We start from the raw sequence: 13043 nt of genomic DNA, 5'->3' as shown, positions 1-13043 counted from the left end.
AATATGAGCACCACAGCCGTGACGCATCATGAAATAAAAAAGTCCAGCGAATAGTAAAAATGAAAATAAACCTTCCATAACAAGACTCCTAGTAAGGTGTGAAAATAAAAAAACGTAGGCACCAAACTACTCGTACCACGTAATAGGATATTCATCATTGAATTAACAAGACTAAATCGTGTTTCTTAACGACACCTTCTAACACGCTAACTTTTGCAAAGTGATCATCAACAAGTTCTTCAACTCTTACCTGACCTGTTTTTTGCCGTTTGAAGAAATCAGCTCCTTCGTCATTATCGTCATTCATTACATAACTGTAAGATTCTAAAATTTGCCCCACCTGTGCACCATCATCTAGGCCAACACAAACATATATGTCCCCATCAGTTACAGAGATTACTTGGCCGCGCATTAGATACCTATGCGAAAAATCGCTATTTGCACAACCAGAAACAATCAAGCCAAAAACTACAACGACAACTAATTTAGAAATTTTGTTTAACATATTATTTTCCTTTTATTTATTTGGTCATTAGTATCGAATTATTATTTAATTCGATACTATTTAAATGAATAAAAACAAGATTACTTACAAACTACATTTTCTATTTGTTTAATTGCACCATATCGTGTTTTTTTACATTTCCTTCTATCACTTTTACTTTGGCATAGTGTTCATTAATTATTTTTTCAATTTTAACTTTGCCAATATTTCTTCTTTCGACAGTCTCATCTCCTTCCCCAATGTTACCTGTTTCAAAAAATCGATAGGCAGTTAATTCTTGTCCAACTTCTGCTCCATCATCTAAGCCAAGGCATACAACCATATTATCAGTTGACGATGAAACAACTTGACCTCTCATTAAGTAATTATGTGAGAAATTACTGTTTGCACAGCCCGTAAGTACAATTGCAAAAGCAACTAAAGCTATTTTTTTAGATATATTTTTTAACATGATATTTTCCTTTTTAAGTTTAAGATTAACGTTTTCTTTTAATTGAACCTGGAGGAGTTTTATGACAACTCCATGGCTCATGTTTGAAATTATCCTTTACATTTTGATCACAAAATTTGTAATAACTTTCCTTTGTATGAGTCCACCAATCATCGTGTATATCTACACCATGCTTTCTGATGACTTCCTCTATACCATCAAGGTCCAAATTGACAGCATCGTAAGCCAAATGAATTTCTTCCTCTTTTCTATTGAATGAAACTTCGTCTAGGCCGAACATTTGATCTATTTCTTCTATCAAAGCATCAATATTTTCACTAGTTACATTTGATAGTTTCAGGTTTCTAACGACCAAGTTATTTTCTCTAACTCCAACTCTATGAGCTAAATCCGTCATCACGGCCTCCTTTAGTGGTTGTGTTTATTTGTTGATTTCTTACCAGACATTTTGCTTGACCCCATTTTAGGCATCATATTGCTCATCATCTCAAGATGATGTTCTGCCATCTTTATTTGTTGCTCAATGGGCTTATCAGCCATTCTTCTGTGCATTATTTGCATCATTTTAATCATAGATTTTCGATGCTTATGCATTATTTCTTGCTGCTTTTCAGGATCACTTTCTTGCTTTACTGATAACATTTGCTGCTTCATCGCAAGCATGTTGTTATGCATTTTTTCCATATTTTCATGGGACATTGCCATATTGTTATGCATGCCTTTTTTCATCTCTGCACCAATAGCTGAAGCACCAATAGTGGTAGACAAAATGCTTATAACAGCGACTAAATTAACTAATTTTTTCATTTGATTTTCCTTGTGTTTTATTTGAAAAATTGGGTATCCAAGCGGGAGTTTTAGACATATAGTTCAAGTATTCATCACCAAATTCACTGATAACCTTGGCTTCTTCCTTATTGGCAAGTCGAACGTATACTACGAGTAATATTGGAAACATTACTACGGTCGGTATTGTTGGCCATTGAAGTAGAAAACCAAACATGATTAGAATAAAGGCGACATATTGGGGATGACGACAACGTGCATACCAACCTGACACAGCTAACGTGCCAGTCTTTTGAGCTTGATGAAGTACGTTCCATGCAGATGAAAGAATAAAAAATCCAGAAACAATTAGGATATTACTTGCAATATGCAGAGGATCCCAATGTGCATTGCCTTCAAAGCCAAAAATGGTATGCAACAAATGACCGTTATCGTGAGCTAAAAAATCTATTCCTGGATAGTTTTCGGTCAACCAGCCTGATAGAAAATATATAGTTAATGGAAATCCATACATTTCTGTAAATAGAGCAACGATGAATGCAGAAAAAGCACCTAAAGTTCGCCAATCAGTTTTTGTTTGTGGCTTTGCAAAACTAAATGCAAAAAAGATAAAAATTGCTGAATTCAAAAGCACTAATGTCCACATGCCATAATCAGATTCACCGTTCATTGTCACTCTCCGTCTTATTACTTTCTTCTCTACCTGTTTTTAATCCTTCCAAATACCCATCTCTGTAAGCTTCATTTTTATCTGTCAGCTCTTGAAATGTTTCTGGCTCTTTTGGTGCTGAAGCTTCTTCTTCATGACCTTTATGGTCACCATGTCCGTGACTGCCATGCATAAAGACATGCATTAAAGGACACAATAAAAGAATTAAGAATGGTAAATATTCAAAGAAGTGTTGCTGATGCTCAACTAATAAGAAGTAGCTAGCAGCCCCTATTAAACCAAGTGCTGCCCATCCTGTAGGTGTTGACCAAAAAGATTTTTGTTTATTGCTCATGTTCGTCCTCCAAATATTCCTACTCAACGATCAAAGTGCCGCTATACATCTTCATTGGACAATGAAACGGATACTGACCCGGTGCCATAGAAGGTAATTCAATCGCTTTATTTTCATCAACAGGTAACTCTTCACTGACTTCAAAATCAGGAAAAATGACTGTTGCTGCACAAGGACTCCCGTCTTTTCGAAGAAAATTGAGAGTCGTTTCTTTACCTTTTGCTACTATTATTCTAGAGGGGTCATAAACACCGTTGTTTACGATAACGGTTACACTTTCCATAGTAGAATCAATTGCTTTTGCTGGTTTATATAACCAAAACCACCAGATAATTAACGCTATAAGTACCAACCCAAATAAATTAATGATCATCATGTCATTTCTTCCTTTTCTTTAATGTTCTTGCGGCTTAAACAATCTCAATCGATTTGCATTACTCACAACCGTTAGTGAGGAGAAAGCCATTGCAGCACCTGCAATTACTGGGTTTAATAACAATCCAAAAAATGGATAAAGTAGACCTGCTGCAAATGGAACCCCTGCAACGTTATAAATAAATGCACCAAACAGGTTTTGTTTGATATTCCTAAGCGTTGCCTTACTGACAGCTATTGCATCAGCTAAGCCATGGAGTGATCCTCTCATCAAGGTGATATCAGCACTCTCAATTGCCACATCGGTTCCAGTACCAATGGCGAATCCAACATTGGCCAATGCCAATGCTGGGGCATCATTAATACCATCTCCTGTCATACCAACGATTTCATTTTGGGCTTGTAATTCCGCCACTTTATTTGACTTATCTTCTGGAAGTACCTCAGCAAACACTTCTTTTATACCGACTTTTTTTGCTACTGCATTTGCAGTAGCTCTATTATCGCCAGTAAGCATAACTACTCTGATACCACTACTTTGCAGCCTTTTGATCGCTTCAATCGAGTCTTCTTTGATTGGATCAGATACAGCTATAATTGCTGCAAGTTTATTATCTATAGCGAGGTACATTGGTGTCTTAGCTTCATCAGCTAATTTTTGTGCTTTTGAAACAAATTCTCCTAAAAACACGCCTTTTTTAAACATCAACTTTTGATTACCGAAGAGTAAATTATGATCTTCAAGTTTTGCCTCTATACCGTGACCAGCTATAGCTTGAAAATCACTTATATCTTCAGGATCGATCTCTTGTGCTATCGCGTAATCAACAATAGCCTGTGCAAGTGGATGCTCAGATCTGCTTTCAATACTAGAGGCTATCGTTAAGATATATTTTTCTGTATAGGATTTATCAGCAACGAGAATATCGGTTACCGTAGGAGAACCTTCTGTAATAGTTCCCGTTTTATCGAGAATCATCGCGGTAATTTTTGATGCTGTTTGTAATGCTTCTCCATTTCTAATCAAAACACCAGCTTCAGCAGCCTTACCTACACCAACCATCACTGACATTGGTGTAGCCAAACCTAAAGCACAAGGGCAAGCAATAATTAGAACCGTGGTTGCAGAGACAACCGCAAAGGCTAGCGCGGGATCAGGACCGAAGTTAAGCCATACCAAAGCGCTAATAATAGAGATGATCATAACAACGGGCACGAAATAGGCAGATATAGCATCTGCTAAGCGCCCAATTGGTGGCTTAGAGTTTTGTGCTCTTTTCACCATATTAATAATTTGTGCTAACGCAGTATCTTTACCTACTCTTGTCGCTTTAAAAAGAATTGAACCCGTCTTATTTAATGTTCCTGCAACGACCTCATCTTCTTCTTCTTTTGCTACAGGCATAGGCTCACCTGTTAACATGGACTCATCTATCGATGTGTGTCCCTCAATGACGAGGCCATCTACAGGAATTTTTTCTCCTGGGCGTACTCGAACAATGTCATTTAATAAAACTTGCTCAATAGCAATATCGACTTCTTTCTTATCACGAACTACTCGTGCTGTTTTTACTTGTAACCCAATTAAACGCTTAATTGCTTCGCTTGTTCTTCCTCGCGCTTTTACTTCTAATGCTAACCCTAAATCAATCAATCCGATGATCATTGCAGTAGCTTCAAAATAAACATGCCTTGCCATTTCTGGAACAGCCATGGGAAAGAAAACAACTACCATAGAATAAATCCATGCAGTACCGGTTCCCAGAGCAATTAACGTATCCATATTTGCACTATGATTTACAAAAGATTTCCAAGCACCAACATAAAAATGCTTACCTGCAAAATACATAATGGCTGCACATAAGATCCCTATAAATAACCAAATACCACGTTCCAACGTAGTTTCAACAGTCATTGGGCCACCTGCAATACTATAAATCATCAACGGTACGCCAAGGCCCAAGGCTATCCACATTTGTCTCATTAAACTTGTATAGTATTTTTGGTCTGCAATTTCCTTCTCATCTAATAGTTCATCATCACTTGTATCTTCTGCACTCCTTGCATTGTATCCTATTGATTCTATGGCTTGCACAAGATCCTCTGAATCAACTTCTCCATCAACAACAACAGTCCTCAATGCAAAGTTCATCTGAGCATTATCTACGCCATTAACATTTTTCAATGCTGTTTCTATTTTTCCTACACAGCTTGCACACCCAGCTCCATCAATAATCAACTCTTGAGCTTTGGTGTCTTTAATTCTACTCTCTACGCTATTCATCATTACATCCTTGAATTAAATGACAGAGCATATCTCCTGTAGGGGATTTATCAGGTTTACTCTTCCAGTCATCAATTGCACTTCTTAAGACATTCCTCAATATTAAGGCATCATTAAATTTTTTCTCTGTTTCAGCCAATCTATGCTCAACGATTTCCCGAACTAAAGGACAAGCTGTGCTGCCATTATCAGCAACTAACAGGATTTCTTTGATCTCTTCAACGGAGAAATCTAACTGTCTGGCACTAAGAATAAACTTCAGTCGCTGTTGAGCTTGTTGGTTGTAACTCTTATAACCATTTTCAGTATTCTTAATAGGCATGATAAGTCCAATCCTACTGTAGTAGCGGACTGTATCAGGCGTTGTATTCAATACTTTTGCAAGCTGAGATACTTTCATCCCATCATTCCTTATTCAAATATATAAACAGGGTATTTCTAAAACCTATGTTTAGCTTACGACTGTGTCTAAGACACAGGTCAAGTCATAATCTAAAAGGATTTAAAAAACTGCTAAGCCTAGGATGCAATAGCTAACAATGGGAGAATTAACTACCAAAATTAGGCTTAACAGCTTAAAAAGGTTGAATCGATATGCGTATTTAATGTCTATTCTTATTTGCACCTTCATTTAACGGTAAACATATTTAAAAACAATATGTTTACCGCAACTATTCAACAGCTATAGTTAAGTTTTTACTCCTTTAAAAACCCTATAATTGCCTTAATATCGTCCTTATTCATCGGATATTTAGGCATAGCTGAAGCCGCATTGTTAAATTTCGGATCTATTAGTTTTTTAAAAACAAACGACTCTCCTTTACTTGCGACGACTCCATCTAATGCTGGACCCAACTTACCACCTTCTCCCTTGATTTGATGACAGCCTTGACACCCAAATTGGGTAACCAATTCCTCTCCCGACTTTTTTGGGGCATTTGGTTTTGTATACTCTTCAGCATGTCTAACATCCGCTGTCAATGTGCTGGCTAAAAAGGCTTCTACAGCAAGTGCTTCTTTGCCAGTCATATGCGCTTTCGCTCTCATATGAGGAATAACCACTGACCACTCTTTCTTAGAATACTCTTCAGCGGGACGTGCATTGTGACAACGACCACAATTTTCACTATAAACCTTAGCTCCTTTTGCTACTAAAGAAGGATCATTGACGTGTTGTGCCTTAATAGAAAAAGCACTCGTAGTTAATACAATAATTGTGAACACAAAATTTATTGATTTCATAATGGTTCTCCTTAAAATCCGAAAGCTAGTTGTAAGAAAATTCGGTCATCAGGTACGGATGTATGACTCGCTTCTTCGTTTTCTATTGAAGTACTTTCCGCACCTAGTTTTAATACTGCACTAGGTTCTAACCAATAATTTACACCGTAGTAAATTCGACTTCCGGTTTTCCCTCCATCTTCTTCAAAATCATGTTCAATACTGCCATCAAAATCAGATTCAATATCAGAGTAACGTACAACAAATTCAACAGGGTTTAACCACGACTTACCTAGTTGTCTAGCCTGCCAGGTTCCTTGAATGTACCAACCACTTTTATCGAAGTCTTTTACCCACTCTTCACCATGGCCTTCTTCTTCGCCCTCGTCTTCACCTTCTGTTTCCGCTGTAGAACCAAAAATTTCCCCTCGAACACTGGAGTAACTTCCAATCCAGTTAAAGTCTATGTTATATGCGCTATAATTTAGATCTCCATCGTCACTATACGCCCCACTATAATAAGACATCCCTATCTCCCATTCAGGTAAAAACGCATAAGCGATTCTTCCCCCTAATGCCATCGAGTCGTTGTTGTCACCTTTTTTAGATTCTATTTCTACACCGCCACCATGGTCACCGGCTTCCTGCCGGGGACCACTTACTGCATAAAAGTCGGTAAATATTCGCCCTGCATCACCGAGGTCCCAAGTATTTGAAACGTTAACACCAGTATCATTCATGATATAGGTAACGCCAGCTAAAGAACCATTACCTCCATGTCCACCATAGATACCAGGATTACTTGCGGCCTTATTAATCCAACTAGGATGAATGTTGGCAGCAAACTGCCCAAAAGGTAGTAAAAACTTACCCGCAGTAATAATGGTATTATCATTAAAGAAATAATGCATATTTGCATATTCAAGTTCTGTTTCAGTTTCCCCTTCCGCATTAGTGCTAAATTCTAACTCTGCTTCAATATGGATTTTTTCAGATAATTGGAATAAGAAAATAGGAACAAACCGTGCAACTACATTATTTTGAGTATCATTGCCTTCTTCATCTTTCATATTTGGCTGGTATGCATAAGTTACGTCACCGTAACCAGCCAATGCTAAACGACCAATATCTAAAGCAGAACTTTCTTGTGCGGTAGCAGTTGTCATCAAAGACATTGAAATGGCTGCTGCAACTGCCGATTGGAGAAGTACCTTTTTCATGGTATCACCTTAATATTTTGTGTTGGCGTGAGTTATTCATCACACTGATTTAATTTAAAAATAAGAATTAGTTATAGAGCAAAAAGAACACACTTTACTTTTACGCAAACCCATCATAGTTTTCATGGTGCTCTAAACTTTTTTGAATTAATGGAAGTCAGTTACCTAAAAATAGGCACACTGATCCCTATTAAGCGAATATTGGAGGGCGATAAGGATTAGATCGAGTTTGCGATATAAAGTTTTGAATTAAGCTTTTAGTAACCTTCGAAATTACAGGTAGAAAACCTGATATATTAATATCTTGAACTAATGAAGAGTTTGCCTCCCCTGTATAATCTTGCATACAATCACAATCTATACAATGGCAGTTATCCATTGTTTTTGAATCATGATTAGCATGCTTACTTTCAGGCTTTACTTGGTGCCCATCATCATGATGATCATGGATATTAACTGTATTGTTTAGAGCTGTAAGTGCATTAGAAGTTATGGCCATTTCAGAACACAAATGAATAGCTGTAGCAAATACTTGTCCATTTACAGACAAATATATCAAAATATAAAATAGCCAATTCAAACGTTGTCCCATGGACAGTTCTATCCTCGCTAGTATGTTACTTCACTATAAACTTATAGCATATTTGCTCTGATAATATTGATTGAAATCAAGCATTCGAACAATCCCTTAAAATAATTATGGTTACTATCTTTCATCATCCAATTAACCATGTGGCGCAGGTACAGACCAGAGAATTACAAATACGAGAGAAGCAGCTATGAACGCGCTCCCAATGATTTTTAGCCATACTCTCCCTGTTTTATTCTTGTATTTAAGCAATAGCATTGTTGTAATTAGCGTCTGGACTAAATAATAAAGAGCAAACCCTTTAGAAGCGAAATTAATTATTTCAAAAACATTCGAAGTCCAGACCAAAATAATTGCTAAAATGACCACTAACATATATCCCATATTAGTTGAAATTTTAGATTTGAGAAGCTCTCTAACTAGACCTCCACCACCTATTGTATCGGCTAGTGCAGCACTTAGTTGGCTTGCTGTTGCAGCAATTAAAAGCAGAATAGGTAAGACCCAAACAGCTTTGCCTAATGTATGGCTAATCGTAGTTTCATTTAATTCAACAATAGGAAATTCTAAAAATATTGGACAGGTTAACCCTATAAAAATGACATACAGTACAATTGCGATCCCTTGTGAATATTTGACTGCCTTTATACGTTGAGCTGCTGAATATTCTGCCCCCATAAAACGAGTTGTTTCGAACCCTTGTGTAACCATCAGCATTCCAGCCAGCATGCTAATTATTTCAAATTTACTTAAACTCTGAGCAGCTGAATGTTCAAACCAAGCCTTACCTGTCGATATATCATAAGTAAACAAAGCAACCAATACACCAACTATAATAGAAAGTTTGATGGTCACAGCATAAAGCTCTATAGCTTCTAAACCTTTCGCACCTCTAATCCAAGCTACAGCCATTATCGAAAGTAATACCGCAGTTGTGGCAACCCTTACAATATACAAATTTTCAATACCAAGGCGGTCAAAAACAAATGCAGAAAACAGGCTGATATAAAAAGCGACAGATATTGCATATGCCCCTCCAAGAAACCATTGACCAACCTGTTCTAGCTTTGCAATAGATCCATTAGGGTTTTCAACTAAATATTGCTCAGCATGAAGTATGTTGAAGCGAATAATAGCTCCCAAAGCTAATGAAAACAGTGATAAAACTACAATTCCAGCTAATGCCCACTTTCCCATAGTGGCATGCAGTAGTGGTGCAACAATTAAAAATCCACTGCCAATGATTGAAGCTAAAGGAGTTACGGTCGCCCTCCATTGTTGCGATAAGCGAAACCGTTTATTAAACAAAACTATAACTACAACTAATGAAAAGAAAATTGCAATACCGTTATGCAACATACTTCATACTCCAAAGATTAATGGTGTTTATACCAGCCAGCTTTTTTAATGTCATTCCAGGAGGTATTTTGATGACAAGCAAAACATTCTTCTACAGGTGCTTTGTGCTCCCCTGCAACCTTTGCAGATATCTTTTTAAAATGTTTCATATAGTGGCTAGGTGGTGCCTCATGGCATTGATTACAGTCGTTTGACTTGTTTGATGGATGAACAAATGAAGATAAAGACCACTGTTCAGTGCTATGACATTGTACACAATCATCTGAAAACAACCCAAAATGCCTATCATCGTTAGCATGACAAGTAGCGCAATTAAGCAACGCTTCTTTTGTACTAACATGCGGATTAATAAGTAGCGGATCCACTTTTCGATTATCCGATAACATTTCTTTGAAAAGCTTTTGCACAGCCGTGCCTTGATCAAACGGGGTATTATCTTCAGGTAACATGCGTAAACCTATATCAGAGAGTGCCTCATGATCCATTGTAGATATGCGTGCTGCTTTTCCTTGATGCTCCATATGACATGAATTACATTCAGCTATATCGACATGAAACAAAGTAGGCTGACGCTGGATTATTTGAGTATCATTGGCATGACAAACAACACAATTTTCACGAGTAACCCCCGTTATTGGCGTATGACAACTTTGACAATCATCTTCTAAAAAGGAATGGGCTTCACTTAAATCTCCAGGGATAACGGTCATTTCCCAATTTATATCGGGTAACTCACTCGAATGGTAATAGTGACTTACCAACGCAGCTATAATCACTGCTATAATTCCACCAAAAATATATTTGATCATAACCACCTCAAACCAAAATAAATTTCAGCAGTAATATGAAAAATTATGAGCACATATAAGATCATGGAAATAGATATATGAAATTTTAACCACCGTTTGAACCAAAGCTTTGCTGTATCATGAATACGAATGCTGTATTCAATATCTGATATTGCATCGACCAATCGCAAAATTCTTCTCTCATTGCTAGTTCGACCTAAGCCAAGACTAGTTGAAAAGAGTGATGGAGAGTGTGAGTTTAAATCACTTGGCATAGCGTTAATATGTTTCGAACAAAATCGGTCATGCAATTCAATTTGTTCATCTTTTAATTCATTTTTTAATTCTTCTTTTAGTTTTTTCTTATCTTTTAATTTTGACGATATTAAGCTAAGTATATATCGTCCAATGAAACCACTAATCGCAACTAGCATCATTAAGAGCACCAATAGAATACCAAGTAAACTATCAAAACGGTGAGCACTATGTAGTAATCCTATGATTGGTCCTAACACCCCAGCATAAATATGCCAAACCAATAATGTTGACATAGGAACCTTCTTGGTCACCCAGGTTTTTATTGATTTATTTCTCTTGATCACTAAGTAAATTAAAGGAAAAAACAACAAAAAGGCGGCTATTATTCCGAGCATACTTCCACTAAAACTGCCAGGAAAACGTGGTGAACTGTGCCAAACAAATCCACCCCATAGCACGATCATCAGCAACACTAAACTGGCGACAATTCTCCGTTCTTGATTTGCCATAACTTTATATCTCCACCTTTACAGGGGTTTTGGGTATTGATTGACAAGCTAATACGTAACCATTTTCTTTATCATCAACCTCTAGGCCATCATCCACATCCATTTCTACTTGCCCTTCGAGTAACTTGACTTTACATGAGCCACAGCTTCCTGCTCTGCAAGAGCTATCAATATCAACATCTAAATTTTCTGCAACATCAAGAATGCTTTCTCCTTCTGCTGCTTTTGCATGTTTATTTGACTGAGTAAAGGACACTTCAAAACCATTATTAATAGCTTCAGCTTTGATACTGGTATTTTTATCTATATTCCCCATGATAGGACTTTGTGGTTTATTTTCTTTCTTCACAGGGCTACTACCACCAAAACCTTCAATTTTCACTCTTTGAGGCATCATACCTAACTCAATAAGCATATTTTTCATAGCATCCATCATCGGTGGAGGCCCACAGATGTGAGCAGTTTTTTCCGATAGCTCTGGAACAAAGTCGTTTACCAATTGAGAAGTAAATCTACCTTGAGGTCCCATCCAAGCAGTTCCTTCAACTCGTGTCATGCTCACTAAGACATGTAAGTTTTTATGACGAGATTGTAAATACCTTAATTCTCGTTCGAAAATAAAGTCATTTGATGTTCTTGCACAAAAAAGAAAATAGATATTTCCTTTCCAACATGTAGAGGTTAAATATCTGACGGCACTCATCATGGGGGTAATCCCAACGCCACCAGATACTAAGACAATGTTCTCTTCATTATTTCCGTTGAAGTAGAACTTACCATTAGGTGCTTTTATTTCAAGCGCATCTCCTATGCAAACGTTGTCGTGCATGAAGCGAGAGACTAAGCCTTGCTCCTCTCTCTTTATTGTTACTTCAAAATAATCTCTCTGAGTGGGTGACGAGGCAATGGTATAAGAGCGTTTTATTACTTTAGGCTGATCAGGGATATTGAGAGAAAAAGTAACAAACTGGCCTGGCTCATAATTAAATGGTAGAGGTTCCCCAGCTAAAGATGCCAATCTAATAGTTTTTACATCATGTGTTTCATTAAATATTCCGATGACATATACAGTACCAGTGAAAACGCCCTTTTTCTTTGAAGTAAAATCAGTAGATTCATTACTAGTAACCAATGCTCCATTCAACTCACTAGACTTATCAAACGTGGGGCTAGTGTTTAAATTTTCAGAAACTTCTTTCTTATTTTCATTTTCTATCACTTGCGGCTCATTGACAGGAGCTATCTTTAATTCTTCTAACAGCGCAGATGCTCGTCTCATTTTATAGGCGTATACCCAAATAAAAACAAACGCAAATAAAAACAAAATAGTCATAACACCCAAGTGAAATATGCTTATTCCAAATATATTTGATTGCTCGCTTTTAGGCGCTGTTGGTAATAGATTCATTTGACTTTTAAACCATTGAAGAGCGACTCGTCTTGGTTCCTGCCCTTCTGCTATCGCCCTTTTGGTAGCTAAACCACTATTGTATTGACTTAAACCTTGCTCTATTTTTTCTATAGAAGATTGCATTTCAGAATAGTTTTGCTGACCATCGGCATTAGCTAACGACATAAAGCCGTCTACCATTATTTGATTACCTTTTTGCATTCTATTTATGGCTTTTTGAAGTACTTCATCGGTCAAGTGAGGAGGAAGTTTCGATAGGCGCATTAATGTAGGGTAGAGATCT

General features: G+C 37.1%; 16 protein-coding genes. All 16 read right to left on the bottom strand.

The features are described from left to right. Window positions 1–154 precede the first annotated feature (154 nt). Complete coding sequence (locus tag P20480_RS00285) at window positions 155–505, bottom strand: hypothetical protein (RefSeq protein ID WP_008133179.1); 351 nt, start codon at window positions 503–505, stop codon at window positions 155–157. A gap of 100 nt (window positions 506–605) precedes the next feature. Then, entirely contained in the window at window positions 606–956 is a 351-nt protein-coding gene (locus P20480_RS00290; RefSeq protein WP_008109746.1) for a hypothetical protein, read from the bottom strand. A gap of 25 nt (window positions 957–981) precedes the next feature. After that, on the bottom strand, window positions 982–1353 hold the full coding sequence (locus tag P20480_RS18920) for a hypothetical protein (RefSeq protein ID WP_033025946.1): 372 nt from the start codon (window positions 1351–1353) through the stop codon (window positions 982–984). 11 nt (window positions 1354–1364) lie between these two features. Next, window positions 1365–1763 (bottom strand): hypothetical protein, encoded by a 399-nt coding sequence (locus P20480_RS00295; protein ID WP_008109744.1) that lies wholly within the window; start codon window positions 1761–1763, stop codon window positions 1365–1367. Further along, window positions 1747–2412, bottom strand: coding sequence for a methyltransferase family protein (locus P20480_RS00300; protein WP_008133176.1), 666 nt, complete (start codon window positions 2410–2412; stop codon window positions 1747–1749). The genes P20480_RS00295 and P20480_RS00300 overlap by 17 nt, the downstream gene beginning before the upstream one ends. After that, window positions 2402–2746, bottom strand: coding sequence for a DUF2933 domain-containing protein (locus P20480_RS00305; protein WP_008133175.1), 345 nt, complete (start codon window positions 2744–2746; stop codon window positions 2402–2404). Before P20480_RS00305 ends, P20480_RS00300 begins: the two co-directional genes overlap by 11 nt. Before the next feature lie 19 nt (window positions 2747–2765). Further along, window positions 2766–3122, bottom strand: a complete 357-nt coding sequence (locus tag P20480_RS00310) for a cupredoxin domain-containing protein (protein ID WP_008109738.1) — start codon at window positions 3120–3122, stop codon at window positions 2766–2768. 18 nt (window positions 3123–3140) lie between these two features. After that, on the bottom strand, window positions 3141–5405 hold the full coding sequence (locus tag P20480_RS00315) for a heavy metal translocating P-type ATPase (protein ID WP_008133172.1): 2265 nt from the start codon (window positions 5403–5405) through the stop codon (window positions 3141–3143). Further along, a complete protein-coding gene (locus P20480_RS18915) occupies window positions 5398–5805 on the bottom strand; it encodes a MerR family DNA-binding protein (RefSeq protein WP_033025945.1) in 408 nt (135 codons plus the stop codon). Before P20480_RS18915 ends, P20480_RS00315 begins: the two co-directional genes overlap by 8 nt. Before the next feature lie 296 nt (window positions 5806–6101). Continuing rightward, window positions 6102–6647 carry a c-type cytochrome gene (locus P20480_RS00320; protein ID WP_008133170.1) on the bottom strand — a complete coding sequence of 182 codons (546 nt, stop codon included), beginning with the start codon at window positions 6645–6647 and terminating at the stop codon, window positions 6102–6104. A gap of 11 nt (window positions 6648–6658) precedes the next feature. After that, on the bottom strand, window positions 6659–7846 hold the full coding sequence (locus P20480_RS00325; protein WP_008133168.1) for a hypothetical protein: 1188 nt from the start codon (window positions 7844–7846) through the stop codon (window positions 6659–6661). Between the two features lie 190 nt (window positions 7847–8036). Continuing rightward, window positions 8037–8438 (bottom strand): hypothetical protein, encoded by a 402-nt coding sequence (locus P20480_RS00330; RefSeq protein ID WP_008133166.1) that lies wholly within the window; start codon window positions 8436–8438, stop codon window positions 8037–8039. Window positions 8439–8570: 132 nt separating this feature from the next. Next, on the bottom strand, window positions 8571–9794 hold the full coding sequence (locus P20480_RS00335) for a hypothetical protein (protein WP_008133164.1): 1224 nt from the start codon (window positions 9792–9794) through the stop codon (window positions 8571–8573). A gap of 17 nt (window positions 9795–9811) precedes the next feature. Beyond that, complete coding sequence (locus P20480_RS00340; protein ID WP_238530330.1) at window positions 9812–10570, bottom strand: cytochrome c3 family protein; 759 nt, start codon at window positions 10568–10570, stop codon at window positions 9812–9814. A gap of 29 nt (window positions 10571–10599) precedes the next feature. Then, a complete protein-coding gene (locus P20480_RS00345; protein WP_008133160.1) occupies window positions 10600–11349 on the bottom strand; it encodes a hypothetical protein in 750 nt (249 codons plus the stop codon). A 4-nt stretch (window positions 11350–11353) separates the two neighbouring features. After that, window positions 11354–13043, bottom strand: a 1690-nt coding sequence (locus P20480_RS00350; RefSeq protein WP_033025944.1) for a 2Fe-2S iron-sulfur cluster-binding protein, incomplete at its 5' end; no start/stop codon positions are given.

This window comes from Pseudoalteromonas sp. BSi20480 (genome assembly GCF_000241365.1).
Classification (GTDB): domain Bacteria; phylum Pseudomonadota; class Gammaproteobacteria; order Enterobacterales; family Alteromonadaceae; genus Pseudoalteromonas; species Pseudoalteromonas marina.
The sequence above is the reverse complement of the archived record's forward strand: the minus strand, read 5'-3'. Positions and strand labels throughout refer to the sequence as shown.

Bases quoted from the DNA above. Each gene is read 5' to 3' on its own strand.
- P20480_RS00320 (WP_008133170.1), bottom strand. From the start codon at position 6,647: ATGAAATCAATAAATTTTGTGTTCACAATTATTGTATTAACTACGAGT.
- P20480_RS00295 (WP_008109744.1), bottom strand. From the start codon at position 1,763: ATGAAAAAATTAGTTAATTTAGTCGCTGTTATAAGCATTTTGTCTACC.
- P20480_RS00325 (WP_008133168.1), bottom strand. From the start codon at position 7,846: ATGAAAAAGGTACTTCTCCAATCGGCAGTTGCAGCAGCCATTTCAATG.
- P20480_RS00315 (WP_008133172.1), bottom strand. From the start codon at position 5,405: ATGAATAGCGTAGAGAGTAGAATTAAAGACACCAAAGCTCAAGAGTTG.
- P20480_RS00330 (WP_008133166.1), bottom strand. From the start codon at position 8,438: ATGGGACAACGTTTGAATTGGCTATTTTATATTTTGATATATTTGTCT.
- P20480_RS00345 (WP_008133160.1), bottom strand. From the start codon at position 11,349: ATGGCAAATCAAGAACGGAGAATTGTCGCCAGTTTAGTGTTGCTGATG.
- P20480_RS00305 (WP_008133175.1), bottom strand. From the start codon at position 2,746: ATGAGCAATAAACAAAAATCTTTTTGGTCAACACCTACAGGATGGGCA.
- P20480_RS00300 (WP_008133176.1), bottom strand. From the start codon at position 2,412: ATGAACGGTGAATCTGATTATGGCATGTGGACATTAGTGCTTTTGAAT.
- P20480_RS00310 (WP_008109738.1), bottom strand. From the start codon at position 3,122: ATGATGATCATTAATTTATTTGGGTTGGTACTTATAGCGTTAATTATC.
- P20480_RS18915 (WP_033025945.1), bottom strand. From the start codon at position 5,805: ATGAAAGTATCTCAGCTTGCAAAAGTATTGAATACAACGCCTGATACA.
- P20480_RS00285 (WP_008133179.1), bottom strand. From the start codon at position 505: ATGTTAAACAAAATTTCTAAATTAGTTGTCGTTGTAGTTTTTGGCTTG.
- P20480_RS18920 (WP_033025946.1), bottom strand. From the start codon at position 1,353: ATGACGGATTTAGCTCATAGAGTTGGAGTTAGAGAAAATAACTTGGTC.
- P20480_RS00335 (WP_008133164.1), bottom strand. From the start codon at position 9,794: ATGTTGCATAACGGTATTGCAATTTTCTTTTCATTAGTTGTAGTTATA.
- P20480_RS00290 (WP_008109746.1), bottom strand. From the start codon at position 956: ATGTTAAAAAATATATCTAAAAAAATAGCTTTAGTTGCTTTTGCAATT.